The organism is Ferdinandcohnia sp. FSL W7-1320 (assembly GCF_038050315.1).
In the GTDB taxonomy this organism is placed as follows: domain Bacteria; phylum Bacillota; class Bacilli; order Bacillales; family Bacillaceae_L; genus Ferdinandcohnia; species Ferdinandcohnia aciditolerans.
This window is the reverse complement of the sequence record NZ_JBBPAM010000001.1, coordinates 5,321,341-5,337,277: the sequence shown is the minus strand read 5'-3', so window position 1 is coordinate 5,337,277 and position 15,937 is coordinate 5,321,341. Positions and strand designations below refer to the sequence as shown.

Sequence of the window (15,937 nt, the reverse complement as noted above, 5' to 3'; positions counted from 1 at the left end):
GGCGAATGAGATGGATTTCGTAGTAAATAAGGAATGGCTTGTTGAACAACTACATAACAAGGATATAAAGATTGTGGATTGCCGGTTTGCTTTAGGAAATCCAACCCAAGGAGAAAAGCTCTATCAGGAAAGTCATTTACCTGGTGCTTTTTATTTTGATTTAGAAAAGCAGCTATCAGCTCCTGTATCGGAGCATGGGGGAAGGCATCCACTGCCGGATATAGAGCAGTTTAAACGTGGGGTTGAAAAAGCTGGAATCGATCATTCAAAAACAGTAGTTGCTTATGATGGGGGTGAAGGTCAGTTTGCATCTCGTTTTTGGTGGTTACTGACCTATCTTGGACATGAGAAGGTTTATGTATTAAACGAAGGCTTTAAAGGTTGGACTGAAGCAGGTTATCCTACAACAAATGAAATACCAGAACTAGAATCAGCTTCATTTAACATAAATATACGTGAAGACATGTTAGCCTCTTATGAAGAGGTTAAGGAAATCGTTGATCAGAAAATGGATTCTCCCATTTTAATAGATTCGAGAGATGAAAGCCGCTATAAAGGGGAATTTGAGCCTATCGATCGTATTGCAGGACATATTCCCCGCGCAATAAATAGATGTTGGATAGAAGGGATGGAACAAGGGACCTTTAAAGATAGTGAAGAACAGAAAAAGAGATTTGCAGACCTTAAAAAAGACGAACCAATCATTGTTTATTGTGGGTCTGGTGTAACAGCTACTCCTAATTATATTGCTTTGAAAATGGCAGGATTTAAGAATGTCAGACTATATGCAGGTAGTTATAGTGATTGGGTTTCTTATGAAGACAATCCGGTTGCAAAAGGGAATGAGAGATAAGTGCCTTTCTGAAAGGGAGGCTCTTTTTCATTAACATACTGATGACGTTTACCCCCTCAATAAAGTATAATACACTTAAACATTATTTGGACGGTGAGGGTACAGTGAAAAGGATAACCGTGGCAGACTTGGTCCGTAGGTTTTCATTGAAGGTATTGGCTGGTGAAGACCAATTACAGAATACAATTACGCAATCCCGGGTACATCGACCGGGTCTTGAGTTCGTTGGTCACTTTGACTTTTTTCCAACAGAGCGAGTTCAAATTTTAGGAGAAAAGGAAGTCACGTATTTACATAAACTTACAAAAGAGGAACGTAGAATTCGGATTGGAAATATTGTTAAATACCATCCTCCTTGTTTTATCGTAACATGTGGGGAAGAGGGGCTAACCTATTTAAAACAGCATTGTGTGGAACAAGGCATTCCATTGCTGGTTACAAATCAGCCTGAGATTACTTCTGATTATATTGTAAGATTGGACGCCTATTTAATTAAGGAATTAGCGGAAGAAATTGCTGTACACGGTGTTTGTATGAATGTGTCGGGGATTGGTATTCTGATCCGGGGGAATTCTGGTGTAGGAAAAAGTGAGACTGCGCATACCTTGATTCGCAGGGGACATCGGCTCGTAGCAGATGATATCGTCGTCTTAAAAAAGCTAAGTCCACAAACGATTCTAGGTACACATGATGAAAAAACAAAGGAGTTCTTAGCCCTTCGTAGTATCGGGCTTTTAAATGTAGTTCGGATGTATGGAAGAAAAGCATTTCAAGATGAAACCCGCATCTCCCTTGATATTCATTTGACGAAGTGGGAAAAAGATGCTTTGTATAATGATCTAGAACAAGAAATCAACACGATGGAATTTATGGGTGTTAAGATTCCTTCAATTGAGATTCAGCTTCAGCCTGGGCGAGATGTCGCAGGGCTAATTGAAGCAGCCGCAAACAACTGGTATTTAAAACAACAAGGTTACAATGCGGCAGAGGAATTCATGAGTAGGATTGATAATGAGTTGACGACCTCTAATGGCGATAAATAAAGGGGAGGTTCAAAGCTTGAGAACCCCAATTTGAGTTGAACTTGGTTTTCAATTTCTAATGTGCCTTGCCAAGATGGATGAGGTCTTGGCGATGCCCCTGATTAGATATATTATTACGGTTAGGTACCCAGGAATTTACTGCCGGTGCCAAGTGAGGGCATCGCCCATGCCCAGTTACTCTTCTAAGGTAAAAAAAGCCCCTCTACATCTTCTAAGTAAGTAGAGGGTTAATAGGTTAAGCGACGTACTCTTCTTTTTTGATATCTGTTGCTTCTTTTTTTATATAATATTTTCCTTTTGTAGCAATGGCTAAGATTATTGTTAGGATCGATGCAAGGATTGCTGCAAAAAATGCGGCCGTACTTTGTAAGAAGGTTCCCATAAATCCAAGTGCTGCTACAGTACCGAGGGCACTTGAAATTAATAAAGCAGCAACACCGACGGGATTCCATTTATATAAGTTCTCTTGTCTTGCCTCGTAATATCCAGGGCCAATTTTTAATAATTTCTTAACAAAGACAGCATCAGTAACTAAAATAGCTGCCCAAGATAATAAGAAGACTCCTTGGAAGGTCAAGACAGTGCCAAGATGATTGACAATATCGGTGAGCATTAAGAAGATGGCAGATACTCCTGTTACAACTACCCAAAAGCGTCTTCCAGGTTTAAAGTTAAAAATGTTTTCGAAGAAATTTGAAAGAGAAAGTGAACCACTATATATATTTGTGACATTGATTCTCACTTGGGTAATCATCGTAAACAACGCTCCCCACATTCCTAGAAGCATTACGATATACACACCAGGATTTGGTTCACCTAGACGAACACCAAACCAAATACCTAAGCCTCCCATTACACCAAAACAGAAGATCTGCGGGACAAACCCAATTGCAAATACTCCAATTTTCGTGTCCTTAGGTTTAAGGAATCGAGCATAATCGGATGCGAGTAGTGGAGTTAATCCCATAATTCCGTGTTGCATTCCAATACAAAGCAAGAGAGCGGTTCCTCCAACCTGAACATTTTCTGGCATATAGGACCAGAAAGTTCCATCATAAACAGATGGCTTGATTGCTGCCACTACGATTGCTCCAACTAAAAATACACCGAACAATGGCAATGACCATTTTTGTAATTTATCCAACTGCTTAATTCCAAACCAGTTTAGTGGAATGACAATGGTACCGAAGAAAAGAATTAAAGCCCATTCTGGAATAATAGGTAAGAATTCGTGGACTGCGGAAACTAAGATTAAACCTTCAAGTGCACAATACATGATGAAATTTGTGGCATAAATTATGGAGGTTAATGAAGCGCCAATATAGCCGAACCCGCCACCCCTTGATAATAAATTTACGTTCATACCTGACTTTGCAGATAGGTACGCAATGAAAGTTCCAAGAATACCGGCAACGATAATCGCATATATCGCGGAAATGATGGCGTTAATTGCGCCAAATTGAAGTGCCATTACACTTCCCATTTGAAAATAAAAAATAGCCGTTGCAATTCCGAATGTAATATTCGTTATACTTAACCAACTCATGTTTCTTTTGTTAAGAGGTACTCTATCCAAGGAATAGTCATCACTCAACGCTTCGTTGCGATTTTGCTCCGGTTGGATATTAGATCCCATTTTATCAACTCCCTTTTTGTGAATAATTTCACAAAAACATTTCTTGTGAAATAAATATAAGTGCACAGTTCGCTTAACTAGAATAACTATATCACTAAAGATAACGTTGCATCAAACGCGATAAACCAGCATATTCCGTGATAAAACCTATTTACAGCATGTCTAGGTTACATAATCCGGGTTTTTCTTAGGATTATCCACAAATACCGAATAATATATCTGAAATGCTTGGAAATGTGCGTATTATATCATTGGATGGATAGTATAAAAGAATGTGGCATTAAAAGTTCGGGTTTTCGGTATTTTGATCATTTAAAGGGTTACGATTGTAACACTCCGATATATCGATTATAATTATCGATATAATTAAGGAGGCAGCATGCAATGAGGAGAAAAAGAGGGTTTGTTCAAATAGCTATTTTGCATTTGTTAAAGGAAGAACCAATGCATGGCTATCAGATTATGAAGGAATTAGAAGAGCGATCAAATGGTGCTTACTCTGCAAGTGCTGGGACTGTATATCCAGCCCTTCAGGAGTTGGAGGACCAGGGCCTGATTGAACGAGATGCTGATACACAAAAAAAGGTTTATTCAATTCATAAAAATGGTCAAAAACGGCTAGATGAAGCAAAGCATGTCGAGGGTGATTTTTGGGTTGAGTGGAAAGAGAGAATGGCCTGGAAGAACTCGGGGGAGTTTATTCAACTAAGGACAGCGATGGAGCGCTGGGAAAAGGAATTTCGACATGCTGTAAAACAAACACGTGGGAATTCCCGAGGGGTACTTGAATTAATTTCGTTCATTGAAGAAATGACTGAACAATTAAAAAAGAATAGTGGGAAGTAAGGGGAAACTTTCATGAAAGCCATGAAAAAACTAGTTAAGTATATAAAGCCATATCTGTTATTTGCCATTTTAGCACCTCTTTTTATGTGTATTGAGGTGGTGATGGATCTTTTACAACCAACAATCATGCAGAAGATGATTGATACAGGAATTGCCAATCAGGATAATGAATATGTCATTAAATTTGGACTCGTTATGCTGCTATGTGCAATCATTGGATTGATAGGTGGAATCGGCTGTATTGTTTTTTCAGCCAAGGCTGCTGTAAATTTTGCAACTGATATTCGCCATGATGTGTTTAAAAAAACAGGCCGATTTTCGAATCAGAATATTGATTCGTTTGGGACTGGAAAATTGATTACGATTACGACAAACGATATTACGACAGTGCAGCAGGCTGTTATTATGATATTACGTATTTTTGTACGAGGCCCACTCTTATTTATTGGTTCGGTCGTGATTGTTTGGTTTACTGCGAGGGAACTGTTTCCCATTTTATTAGTCGCCATCCCGGTTCTAATTGCTTTTATTTATTTCTTTTCTGTAAAATCAGGGAAACTTTTTTCTCAAGTACAGAAGGCAATGGATAAGGTGAATACAAAGTTGCAAGAAACGTTAGCTGGGATTCGGGTCATCAAGGCGTTTGATCGCCAAAATTACGAAAAGGCCCACTTTAAAAAGGTTAATAATTTGTTAACGAATCGTCTGATGACCGCAGAACAGTTTGTTTTAACCCTAATGCCCATTATGATGTTTGTTGTTAATCTTGGAATAATAGCTGGGCTTTGGTTAGGAGTCATCAAGGTAAACGAAGGTACACTTCAGGTGGGGGTTATTTTAGCCTTTCTAAACTATTTAAATATCATGATGAACGGGTTAATTAGTAGCAGTCATGTCTTGATGCAAATTGCACGTTCTTTTCCTTCTGCTGAGAGGATTGTTCATACGCTTGAAACAAAAATTGATATTACAGAGCCGGTTCAGCCTCGCACTATATATGATTTAAAAGGCGAAGTGGAATTTCGGAAGGTAAATTTTAGTTATAGTAAAAACGGAAATAATGTGCTCCAGGATATTTCTTTTAAAGCTAAGGCGGGGCAAACAATCGGCATTATTGGTTCAACAGGAAGCGGAAAGTCGACATTAGTGAAGCTTATTCCGCGTCTATATAACCCTGATTCTGGTGAAATTCTTATCGATGGGGTTAATGTAAAAGATATACCACTTGAAAACTTACGAAATAGTATCGGTTTTGTTCCTCAAAAGGCTACCTTGTTTTCAGGAACGATTGAGGAGAATTTGCGTTTCGGAAAAGAATTAGCATCAGAACGTGAGTTGGATCAAGCTACGGAATCTGCTGCAGCAAGTGAATTTATTATGAGATTAGAAGATAAGTTTTCACACTCATTGTTGCAAGGTGCAACGAATCTATCAGGTGGTCAAAAGCAGCGTTTATCGATGGCGCGAGCTTTTATCCGCAAGCCGAGTATTTTAGTGCTTGATGATTCAACCTCTGCAATTGATGCTTTATCGGAAGGCTTAGTTCAACAGGCATTACGAGAAGATTATGCTGATTCAACCGTGTTCATCATTTCATCAAAGATTTCATCCATTATCGATGCAGATCAAATTCTTGTGATGAACGATGGCGAAATTGAGGCTAGCGGCAGACATGATGAGTTACTCAGAAAGAGTGAAGTGTATCGAAAAATCGTTGCTACACAAACTGGGAGGGAGGTTGAGTTCGGATGAGTAAAGCCACATCACAACCGAATGCTAATATGTTAGCCCGAGCGCGTGGGCCAAGAGGATTTGGGGGACCCGTAGAAAAGGCAAAGGATTGGAAGGGGACGATTCACCGTATCTGGAAGCAGATGGAGAAGCAAAAGATGGCATTAGTTTTTTCAATTATCTTTGTTATCCTATCTACTTTGCTAGGGCTCGCTGGACCATATTTGATCGGTATCATTATTGATGAATATATCATTCCAAAAGACATAACTGGGACAATAAAGTTTTTAGGAATACTTACCGCTATATATGTGGCAACCGCTTTGTTTACATGGCTTCAAACCTTCATGATGGTTCGGGTATCCTTGGAAACCATTCGAAATTTACGTCAAGATTTATTTAATAAGCTCCACACTCTATCCTTAAAATTCTTTGATAAACGTACACACGGAGACTTAATGAGTAGGGTAACAAATGATATTGATACCTTAAATAACGCATTAAGCCAAAGCGTTATTCAAATCTTGTCATCAATTTTAATGATTTCGGGAGTAGCGATTGCAATGTTTTCACTTAATTGGGTGCTCGCTATTGTTACCCTTTTAGTCATCCCGCTGATGATTTTAACAACGAAAAAAATCATTACATATAGCAGTAGCTATTTTATAAAAAGACAACGCGATCTGGGTGAGTTAAATGGTGTAATTGAAGAATCCATCTCTGGAAGTGAGGTCATTAGGCTCTTTGGAAAAGAAGAAAAGATAAACGAGCAATTTTCGGGTATCAATGAGCGGTTGCGCAGATCTGCTATGGCCGCTGACACTGTTTCGGGATTTCTAGGTCCAGTTAATAATTTTATTAATAATCTAGGACTCGGTCTTGTGATTGCGATAGGCGCCGTACTTGCAGTGCATAATCTAGCGACTGTTGGGATTATCGGTGCATTCGTTCTCTATTCTCGTCAATTTTTTAGACCAATCAATCAGCTTTCAAATCTAATCAATATGTTCCAATCAGCTATAGCTGGTGCGGAACGTGTCTTTGAAATTATGGATGAGACTCCGGATATTGTAGATAAAGAGAATGCGATTGTGGTTGATTCCTTGAAGGGTGATGTTGAATTTTCTCATGTGACTTTTGGTTATGAGGATGGTCAGCCAATCTTAAAGAATGTTCATTTTTCTGTCAAAGCGGGTGAGAAAGTCGCGCTTGTTGGCCCGACTGGTTCAGGTAAGACGACCATTATTAATCTATTATCGCGGTTTTATGACGTAACAGCGGGTGAGCTAAAAGTAGATGGTCGAAATATACAGGACTATCAAATAAGCAGTTTACGAAAAAAAATCGGTGTCGTCCTTCAAGATACTTTCTTATTTTCGGGTACGATCATGGAGAATATCAGATACGGGTGTTTGGAAGCAACAGAGGAAGAAGTAATAAATGCAGCAAAAATGGCATCAGCACATCAATTTATTCAACATTTACCTGAAGCTTACCTTACTCAAATTACATCTGGTGGTGAAAATTTAAGCCAGGGGCAGCGTCAATTATTAGCGATTGCAAGGGCGATTTTAGCAGATTCAGATATTCTTATTCTTGATGAGGCAACTTCTAGTATTGATACCAATACTGAAATTGAAATACAAAAGGGCATCAATAAATTAACAGAAGGGCGGACAAGTTTTATGATTGCTCACCGTTTGAAGACCATTGAAAACGCCGATCGCATCCTCGTTATTCATCAAGGAGAAATTATTGAATCAGGCACACATCAAGAGCTTTTAAAGAAAAAAGGCTTCTACTTTGACATGTATGACAGTCAATTTAACCTACAGGAGATATGAGATACTGGTTATAAGGTAGGGTGCAAATTCGAAAACAGCCTAGCAGGTGAAGCTAGGCTGTTTTCTGTGTTTTAAATTAGAGAAAGGTACTTGTTGTAGGACAAGTGGAGGGTAGTGAAACCAGAGTGAGACGGAATCAATGCTTCATTCGGACAAGGAATGAGGAAAAGGGGGAAACAGAGTCAGAAAGCGGTGTTGATTCGGACAGAAGGATAGACAAGGATGCAGGGATGAGTCGGAAAGAAGGTGTGATTGAGACAAAGAATGCAAAAACGAGATTAGTAGAGTCAGAAAGCGAGCTTGATTCAGACAGAAGGATAGATAAGGATGCAGGAATGAGTCGGAAAGAAGGTATGATTTGGACAAAGAATGCAAAAACGAGATTAGTAGAGTCAGAAAGCGAGCTTGATTCGGACAGAAGGATAAACCAGGATGCAGGGATGAGTCGGACAGAAGGTGTGATTTGGACAAAGAATGCAAAAACGAGATTAGTAGAGTCAGAAAGCGAGCTTGATTCGGACAGAAGGATAGATAAGGATGCAGGGATGAGTCGGAAAGAAGGTGTGATTGAGACAAAGAATGCAAAAACGAGATTAGTAGAGTCAGAAAGCGAGCTTGATTCGGACAGAAGGATAGACAAAGGTGAAGAAATGAGTCGGAAAGAAGGTGTGATTTGGACAAAGAATGCGAAAACGAGATTAGTAGAGTCAGAAAGCGAGCTTGATTCAGACAGAAAGATAGACAAGGATGCAGGAATGAGTCGGAAAGAAGGTGTGATTCGGACAAAGAACGCGAAAACGAAATTAATAGAGTCAGAATACAAGCCCTCATTGCAAAAAAATTAAAGAGCCACATGGAGGACCACCCAAAATAAAATACACCAACAACAAAAAACCCCATCGAAATAGTTAGATGAGGTTTTATATTTTACAGTACTAACTTTTATTCGTAGTATGTATTTTTTGTGTTACCAATAGTATTAAAGTTTGCTTTTAGGACTCTCGAATATGTGCGTTTGCATAGGTCAAGTTTGCACCATTCATAAATGGCTTGAGTTGTAATTTTTTGATTAGGAAAAAGCAAATTGAATTCTTTCACATTTCGCAAAATAGCTTGGTCTATTTTTTCCACTCCTCCACAGTTATCACAAACTAGGTTATGGTGATTTATTGTAATCTGAAAGGACTTACAGTTCTTACAAAAGATCCCTTTTTTAACTTTTTCATAAGTATAGGATGGCAACTTGGTGAAGGGGTTCTTCGGCTGATGCAATTCTAATAGTTTTTGAGCAATTTTTCTATCTCCGTCAGTTAACGGAGAAGATCCCTTATTTAAATCTCTCAAAAATCGATTTACTTGAGTTGGTAAAATAAATGGCTGTTCAAGAGGTGCTTGGTATAATGTAAACTCGGGATTGATAAAAATAATGGAGGCATCCACTAGGTAATGTTGATTGAGATTTTGGAGTAATTGGCGGAATAAAGAGGCGCTTCTGTTTATTTGAGTTATGGGGTTTTTATATTCACGGCCAGTTGTAACAGAAAAAAGATTGTCAGATTTAAGGTAACAATCCCCTTGAAAGTTTTTTATATCTAAAACATTAATTATGCCCCTTGAAATAAGCAATGTATCAATTTGGAAAAAGGAGTTGTTTACTTCTAATAAAAGGTCATTGATTATATATCTTTCTTCACGAAGATCATGTAGCATGGAATCAAATTTCACCTCTCCTTCATAGCCTCTTTCAAGGTTTTGGTAGAGAAATTTCTCCTTTGCAGTTAACTCCATTCGAATATCTAACGAACGAAGAGCTAACAATTCCTCTGATTCAGTTCGCACTTTAAGTAACAAACGTCCACTTCCTTTCTATTTATTCATTCCTATTTTAATAGAAATTCAACCTGTTAAATGTGAAAATTCCTTTAACTTTTTGTGTCCAGTACTCCATAGGAAATACTTATCCATTTCTATAATAAAGATTAAATTTCTTAATCACTCTTTTGCTACTATACTTAAGGTACAAGGGGTGGTAATAAATGGAGTATATTATCCTGTTTTTTATTGGGGTTTGTGCGACGACTTTGGGGACGCTTGCTGGTGGTGGGGGATTAATCAGTTTGCCGTCGATGTTACTTTTAGGTGTACCTGTTCATTCGGCAATTGGAGCGAATAAGGTTTCCAATACAATTAGTTCGTTCTCGAGTTTCTTCTATTTGTTACGTAAAAAGGAGCTCTCTTTAAAAGAATCGGTTTGGATTATACCGGTTAGCCTTTCTGGCGGGATAAGTGGGGGCCTCATCGCTTCACGGATTTCATCAGAAAACATGTATATTGTAGCAATTGTCCTGCTACTATTCGCTTTCATTGTTTCTTTTGTGGGAAAAGGAGATTTTACCGGAAATGAGCCATTGAAGTTCAATAAAATTAGTGCACCCGGGCTATATAGTATTGGCATTTATGATGGACTATTTGGGCCTGGTCAAGGCACTTTAATGCTTTATCTATATAATCATTTAAATATTGCATACATTCGTGCCGTTGGATTGGTCCGCCTTGCTACATTTTCAAGTTGTTTTGGAGCTGCGATGACCTATATTGCTACTGGTAAGATCATTTGGCCGGTTGCCATTGCTTTGTTACTAGGTTCTTTTACAGGGGCTCAAATCGGGGTGCGTATTGCGCAAAAGTTAAAGCCTCAATATGTAAAGCCAATTTTAAGAATTGTAACAGTACTTCTTATTTTTCAAATTGTAACCGAGAATGTTCTTTAAATAAAAATCTGGACTCACTAAATAGTCCAGATTTTTTTGGTTTTTTCTAGTTCTGGTTATCATAATCATAAGGAGTGTGAGTAAAATGAATTCGTTCTGTCCGGTGATGTGGAATGAGGATCCTGTACCCGAAGATGTGAAGAATTGTGAAGATTGTGGGTTGTATCAACAAGGAGCGCGAATGATTTGGGGTGAGGGCAATCCGAAAGCACCGATCATGATTATTTTGGATAATCCAGGTGCTCGTGAAGATTGTGAAGGTAATCCAATGGTTTGTGGAACGAGGCAAACCTTGCAAAAGGCAGTATATGAAGCGGGATTAGATAAAGAGCAAATATATGTTACTTACATTTTAAAACGACAACCGAAACGCGCCTATGATAAGGAAAAGACACGCGAGATTTGTATAAACCATTTGTATACGCAACTGGAGGAACAAAAACCTAAACTTATTGTTTGTCTAGGCAATGTAGCAGTGCAATCTTTTTTTCAGAATCCAGAGCTTGAAGTCAAAGGGCTTAGGGGCAATTTCTATCAAATGAATGGATATCAAACGACTGTTGCGTATCATCCACTCGCGGCCAGAAGAAGGCCAAACTTGTATCCACAACTATTGGAGGATATGAAGTTAGTAGAATCGGAACTTCGGAAGCATATATAAAAAAGGGACGGGTCCACTATGCTGAACCTGTCCTTTTTAATGACTTATATACTTAAACGAATAGATATGCGTTTTTGTTAATTCAATGACTTCCTCAATAAATTCCTCTTGGGACTCTTTAAATCCGCTTGTAATCCAATTTTGGATAAGCCCGTAAAAGCCATACGCTGTATAGCGTTTAAAATAGTCCATATTGACTGGAATATTGTTGATTGTTTCAAATATAAATTTTTCTTGATAAATTTTTAAGATGGTTTGAGGGAAACTTGTATGTAACCCTGGTAATGTGTCGTCATATTTAATGAGTTCAAAAAAGTGTCGATGCTCATAAATATAAGACACGATATTAAAAGAAGGCTTGCCTATCTTAGATGTATACACTTTTTGTCCTGGAGGATGGTGTTTTCCAACCGAATTCCATAATCCTACCATCATGGAATCTAGCAAGTCTTCAGCTAAATCAATTTTGTCATGGTAGTGAATATAAAAGGTACTGCGATTATAGGTAGCCTTATCTACAATGTCTTTTACAGAAACGGAATGGTAACCCTTTTCTTTAATAAGGTCAATAAGGGCATGCTTTAAGTGTTCTTGGGTTCGATTTCGTCGTTTAGATGTGAGATCCAATTCATCATTCATAAAAAAACCTCCGTAAAATAGACAATTTTATTGGAAATGTCTATTATTTAGACACTTTGAATTTCTTTGATGATTGTTAAGTCTAGTCAAGGTAGTAAAATAGAATTGTGACCAAATGGTGACAAAGCCTATTGGAGTAAATATTACTCTACTATAGGTTAATGCTATCCATATTATACAATAAGGGGGATTATATAATGGGAAAACTACAAGATAAAGTTGCTATTATAACTGGGGGAGCTTCAGGAATTGGAGCAGCAACAGCTCGTTTATTTGTTGAAGAAGGAGCAAAGGTTGTTCTTGTTGATTTAAATGAAGAAAAGGGAAAAGCTTTTGAGGAAGAATTGAAAGCGCTAAATGCAGAGGCTTTATTTGTAAAAGCAAACATTACGAGTGAAGAAGAAGTAGCATATATCTATAAACAAACAATTGAAGCATTCGGTAAAGTCGATATTGTTTTCAATAATGCTGGTATTGGTCGAGTTCAACCATCACATGAATTAGACTATTCTGAGTGGAGAAATACGGTTAATGTTGACTTAGATGGTGTTTTCTTAGTGGCACGTGAAGCGATCCGTGAATTCTTAAAAGCTGATGGTGGAGTAATCGTAAACACTGCATCAATGTATGGTTGGGTGGGATCACCAGGTTCAGCAGCCTATAATGCAGCAAAAGGTGGCGTAGTGAACTTAACTCGTTCATTAGCACTTGAATATGCAGAGCAAAATATTCGTGTAAATGCTCTTTGCCCAGGTTTCATTGACACTCCAATTATTCCTGAAGAAAGCAAAGAAGTATTACGTTCTATGACTCCAATGAAGCGCCTAGGACAAGCTAAAGAAATGGCTAAAGCTGTATTATTCCTTGCTAGTGATGATTCTACATTCATGACAGGAAACAGCTTAATTGTTGACGGCGGCTATACAGCTCAATAATCATATTGCCCATCACCTTACTGGTGCTGGGCTTTTTTATTTTCGGGGAAATAGTATTCTAGTCAAACATTTTAAATATAGTTGTTGACGATTTGGAGATTTTTGTGCAATAATAACATTAATTTAATAACTGGTACCTTTAATTCAGTCCAGAGAGGCTGACAAGGACGGCGGATTTTATTAAAAGACGTGGGGATACGTGTATAAACTTTCCCTGTTCCTTTTAATAGATGAAAGGGCTAATTGTCAGGATACCTGGTAATTAGCCTCTTTTTTTTCTGCTTGCTTCTGGTATCAGAAATGATCATACAGGAGGAATCATTTATGAAAAAAGTGGATTCAGAGTTCTCATGGCAAGCAGTTCCACAATCTAGTCGAAACGGTTTTTGGAAGACATTATCCGTAATGCTAGGCCTTACGTTTTTCTCAGCAAGTATGCTAGCTGGTGGAGAAATTGGGATGGGCTTAACATTTTCAGAGTTTATCATAATCGTGTTAGCAGGGAATCTAGCTTTAGGAATTTTTACAGGAACCTTAGCTTATATAGCATCGAAGACAGGATTATCAACACACCTTTTGGCAAAGTATGCATTTGGTGATAAAGGATCCTATCTTCCATCCTTTTTACTAGGATTTACACAAGTTGGTTGGTTCGGAGTAGGTGTAGCGATGTTTGCAGTTCCAGTTGCAAATGCAATGGACTGGAATGTGTACGCCTTAATATTCATCTTTGGACTTGCAATGACAGCAACTTCAATTTTTGGAATGAAAGCACTGGTTGTTTTAGGATTCGTAGCGGTGCCAGCAATTGCGATTCTTGGTAGCTACTCAGCAGTTGAGGCAACTGAGTCCTTAGGTGGAATAGAAGCTCTGATGGATTACAAACCAAACGTATCCATCACACTTTCAGCAGCCCTTACGATTTGCGTCGGATCATTCATCAGTGCAGGAACGTTAACACCAGACTTTGCGCGTTTTGCAAAAACATCACGTTCAGCAGTAGTTGCAACAGTGATCGCCTTTTTCTTAGGAAACTCATTAATGTTCCTTTTCGGAGCAATCGGATCGATGTCTTATGGCTTAGCAGATATTTCAGAAGTAATGTTTCTACAGGGATTAATGATTCCAGCTATTATTGTACTCGGGTTAAATATTTGGACAACAAATGACAATGCACTGTATGCTTCAGGCTTAGGATTTGCAAACATCACGAAGATTCCTAAAAAGGTATTTGTAGTGGTAAATGGACTAGTTGGAACCATACTAGCAATGTGGATGTACAACAACTTTGTAGGATTCCTAACACTTCTTGGTGCTGCGATCCCTTCTATCGGTGCCATCATCATTACAGACTACTTCTTTGTAAAGCGCAGAGAATATAAAGCTTTTGAAGAAATGACTTTTAAATCAGTAAACTGGGTTTCAATTGCGGCGTGGGGTGTAGGTGTAGCTATTGCGCAAGTAGCACCTGGGATTACACCACTAAATGCACTACTAGGAACAGCGGTAATTTACTTCGTATTCATGAAAGTAGCAGAAGCAAAAAAACTTAAAGAAGCAAAGGTGATTTCAGTTGATTATTAAAAATGCAACTTTACGAGGAAAAGAAGGTCTCTGGCATCTTGTTATTAAAGAAGGTCAGTTTGAAAAAATTACGCAAGAACAACTAGTTGAAACAGAGGCAAATGAGGAAGTAATCGATGTAGATGGCTCCCTAGTATTGCCACCTTTTATTGAGCCACATATTCATTTGGATACGACTTTGACGGCTGGTGAACCTGAGTGGAATCAAAGCGGAACACTATTTGAGGGGATCCAGCGCTGGTCACAGCGTAAAGAATCCTTAACCCTTGAGGATGTAAAAACACGTTCCAAAACAGCACTAAAATGGCAAATTGCTCAAGGAATTGGGCACGTTCGTACCCATGTCGATGTTACTGACCCTAACTTAACAGCACTAAAGGCAATGCTTGAAGTGAAAGAGGAAATGAAAGATTATGTAGATATTCAGCTTGTTGCCTTTCCTCAGGAAGGAATATTATCCTATCCGAATGGAGTAGAATTGCTTGAAGAAGCAGTCAAAATGGGTGCTGATGTCGTTGGAGGTATTCCTCATTTTGAATTCACTCGTGAATATGGTGTCGAGTCAATGAAGATTGCCTTTGATTTAGCAGAAAAATATGATCGGTTAGTTGATATCCATTGTGACGAAATTGATGATGAGCAATCAAGATTTGTTGAGGTTGTGGCAAAGGAAGCCTATGAGCGCGGACTTGGTACTCGTACAACAGCAAGCCACACTACAGCGATGGGTTCATACAATGATGCGTATACGTACAAGCTTTTCCGTTTACTAAAGCTTTCAAATATTAATTTTGTATCAAATCCACTGGTGAATATTCACCTACAAGGTCGCTTTGATACGTACCCAAAACGCAGAGGACTAACGCGTGTTAAAGAACTATTAGAAGCGGGACTAAACGTAAGCTTTGGACATGATGATATTTTTGACCCGTGGTATCCACTAGGAACGGGTAATATGCTACAGGTACTTCATATGGGAATCCACGCTTCACAATTGATGGGTTATGAGCAAATTGTGAATTCCATTGATTTGATTACGACAAACAGCGCTAAGACACTACACATCGAAGAACGCTACGGAATTGAAGAAGGAAAGCCGGCGAACTTCGTTGTCATGTCAGCAGAAAATGAATATGAAACAATCCGTAAACAAGCAAAAGTCCGCTATTCATTTAGAAATGGAAAAATCATCGCAGAAACAAAGCCAAGTGAAACAATGATTTCATTAGACCAAACAGAAGCAGTTGATTTTAATCGATGAATAGAGAACGGGCATCCACAATAGGATGCCCTTTTTTTATAAGATAGGAGAGTATAAACTGTTTACCTGGTTTTCACGTTTAGCTCCAGGTGCTATCGGCTCTCTGGTCTAAGCCCAATCGCTTTGGATGTCA

General features: G+C 38.5%; 14 protein-coding genes. 11 read left to right on the top strand and 3 right to left on the bottom strand.

Annotation, left to right across the window (positions count from 1 at the left end; all coding sequences use genetic code 11):
- Window positions 1-10 precede the first annotated feature (10 nt).
- Together NST91_RS25465 and hprK are read left to right on the top strand one after the other, a co-directional pair.
- Window positions 11-853 carry a sulfurtransferase gene (locus tag NST91_RS25465; protein WP_341333385.1) on the top strand — a complete coding sequence of 281 codons (843 nt, stop codon included), beginning with the start codon at window positions 11-13 and terminating at the stop codon, window positions 851-853.
- A gap of 104 nt (window positions 854-957) precedes the next feature.
- A complete protein-coding gene (gene hprK, locus NST91_RS25460; RefSeq protein WP_341333384.1) occupies window positions 958-1,896 on the top strand; it encodes an HPr(Ser) kinase/phosphatase in 939 nt (312 codons plus the stop codon).
- Between the two features lie 235 nt (window positions 1,897-2,131).
- Here the strand turns inward: hprK and NST91_RS25455 are convergent, their stop codons facing one another.
- Window positions 2,132-3,532: a purine-cytosine permease family protein gene (locus NST91_RS25455; RefSeq protein ID WP_341333383.1), complete on the bottom strand. Its 1,401-nt coding sequence runs from the start codon at window positions 3,530-3,532 to the stop codon at window positions 2,132-2,134.
- A 384-nt stretch (window positions 3,533-3,916) separates the two neighbouring features.
- On the opposite strand from NST91_RS25455, the gene NST91_RS25450 reads away from it, so the two are divergent.
- The 4 genes from NST91_RS25450 (at window position 3,917) to NST91_RS25435 (ending at window position 8,798) form a co-directional block, all read left to right on the top strand.
- Window positions 3,917-4,378 carry a PadR family transcriptional regulator gene (locus tag NST91_RS25450; protein WP_341333382.1) on the top strand — a complete coding sequence of 154 codons (462 nt, stop codon included), beginning with the start codon at window positions 3,917-3,919 and terminating at the stop codon, window positions 4,376-4,378.
- A gap of 12 nt (window positions 4,379-4,390) precedes the next feature.
- The gene (locus NST91_RS25445) at window positions 4,391-6,130 is read left to right on the top strand and encodes an ABC transporter ATP-binding protein (protein WP_341333381.1); all 1,740 of its coding nucleotides are present in this window, start codon (window positions 4,391-4,393) and stop codon (window positions 6,128-6,130) included.
- Window positions 6,131-6,159: 29 nt separating this feature from the next.
- Window positions 6,160-7,953, top strand: coding sequence for an ABC transporter ATP-binding protein (locus tag NST91_RS25440; RefSeq protein ID WP_341333603.1), 1,794 nt, complete (start codon window positions 6,160-6,162; stop codon window positions 7,951-7,953).
- A gap of 125 nt (window positions 7,954-8,078) precedes the next feature.
- On the top strand, window positions 8,079-8,798 hold the full coding sequence (locus NST91_RS25435) for a hypothetical protein (RefSeq protein WP_341333380.1): 720 nt from the start codon (window positions 8,079-8,081) through the stop codon (window positions 8,796-8,798).
- A gap of 97 nt (window positions 8,799-8,895) precedes the next feature.
- On the opposite strand, the gene NST91_RS25430 is transcribed toward NST91_RS25435, so the two are convergent.
- A complete protein-coding gene (locus tag NST91_RS25430; protein ID WP_341333379.1) occupies window positions 8,896-9,804 on the bottom strand; it encodes a nuclease-related domain-containing protein in 909 nt (302 codons plus the stop codon).
- A gap of 185 nt (window positions 9,805-9,989) precedes the next feature.
- Here NST91_RS25430 and NST91_RS25425 point away from each other — a divergent pair, with 185 nt between their 5' ends.
- Window positions 9,990-10,724, top strand: coding sequence for a sulfite exporter TauE/SafE family protein (locus NST91_RS25425; RefSeq protein WP_341333378.1), 735 nt, complete (start codon window positions 9,990-9,992; stop codon window positions 10,722-10,724).
- An 85-nt stretch (window positions 10,725-10,809) separates the two neighbouring features.
- A complete protein-coding gene (locus NST91_RS25420; protein WP_341333602.1) occupies window positions 10,810-11,385 on the top strand; it encodes a uracil-DNA glycosylase in 576 nt (191 codons plus the stop codon).
- Window positions 11,386-11,421: 36 nt separating this feature from the next.
- Here NST91_RS25420 and NST91_RS25415 read toward each other — a convergent pair whose 3' ends face one another.
- Complete coding sequence (locus NST91_RS25415; RefSeq protein ID WP_341333377.1) at window positions 11,422-12,024, bottom strand: TetR/AcrR family transcriptional regulator; 603 nt, start codon at window positions 12,022-12,024, stop codon at window positions 11,422-11,424.
- Window positions 12,025-12,221: 197 nt separating this feature from the next.
- On the opposite strand from NST91_RS25415, the gene NST91_RS25410 reads away from it, so the two are divergent.
- The 3 genes from NST91_RS25410 to NST91_RS25400 all read left to right on the top strand — a co-directional run bounded on the left by NST91_RS25410 (window position 12,222) and on the right by NST91_RS25400 (window position 15,804).
- Window positions 12,222-12,959: an SDR family NAD(P)-dependent oxidoreductase gene (locus tag NST91_RS25410; RefSeq protein ID WP_341333376.1), complete on the top strand. Its 738-nt coding sequence runs from the start codon at window positions 12,222-12,224 to the stop codon at window positions 12,957-12,959.
- A gap of 324 nt (window positions 12,960-13,283) precedes the next feature.
- Complete coding sequence (gene codB / locus NST91_RS25405) at window positions 13,284-14,543, top strand: cytosine permease (protein ID WP_341333375.1); 1,260 nt, start codon at window positions 13,284-13,286, stop codon at window positions 14,541-14,543.
- A complete protein-coding gene (locus tag NST91_RS25400; RefSeq protein WP_341333374.1) occupies window positions 14,533-15,804 on the top strand; it encodes a cytosine deaminase in 1,272 nt (423 codons plus the stop codon). The genes codB and NST91_RS25400 overlap by 11 nt, the downstream gene beginning before the upstream one ends.
- The last annotated feature ends 133 nt before the right edge of the window (window positions 15,805-15,937 follow it).

Bases quoted from the DNA above. Each gene is read 5' to 3' on its own strand.
- NST91_RS25445 (WP_341333381.1), top strand. From the start codon at position 4,391: ATGAAAGCCATGAAAAAACTAGTTAAGTATATAAAGCCATATCTGTTA.
- NST91_RS25450 (WP_341333382.1), top strand. From the start codon at position 3,917: ATGAGGAGAAAAAGAGGGTTTGTTCAAATAGCTATTTTGCATTTGTTA.
- NST91_RS25420 (WP_341333602.1), top strand. From the start codon at position 10,810: ATGAATTCGTTCTGTCCGGTGATGTGGAATGAGGATCCTGTACCCGAA.
- NST91_RS25465 (WP_341333385.1), top strand. From the start codon at position 11: ATGGATTTCGTAGTAAATAAGGAATGGCTTGTTGAACAACTACATAAC.
- NST91_RS25415 (WP_341333377.1), bottom strand. From the start codon at position 12,024: ATGAATGATGAATTGGATCTCACATCTAAACGACGAAATCGAACCCAA.
- codB (WP_341333375.1), top strand. From the start codon at position 13,284: ATGAAAAAAGTGGATTCAGAGTTCTCATGGCAAGCAGTTCCACAATCT.
- NST91_RS25425 (WP_341333378.1), top strand. From the start codon at position 9,990: ATGGAGTATATTATCCTGTTTTTTATTGGGGTTTGTGCGACGACTTTG.
- NST91_RS25455 (WP_341333383.1), bottom strand. From the start codon at position 3,532: ATGGGATCTAATATCCAACCGGAGCAAAATCGCAACGAAGCGTTGAGT.
- NST91_RS25440 (WP_341333603.1), top strand. From the start codon at position 6,160: ATGTTAGCCCGAGCGCGTGGGCCAAGAGGATTTGGGGGACCCGTAGAA.
- NST91_RS25410 (WP_341333376.1), top strand. From the start codon at position 12,222: ATGGGAAAACTACAAGATAAAGTTGCTATTATAACTGGGGGAGCTTCA.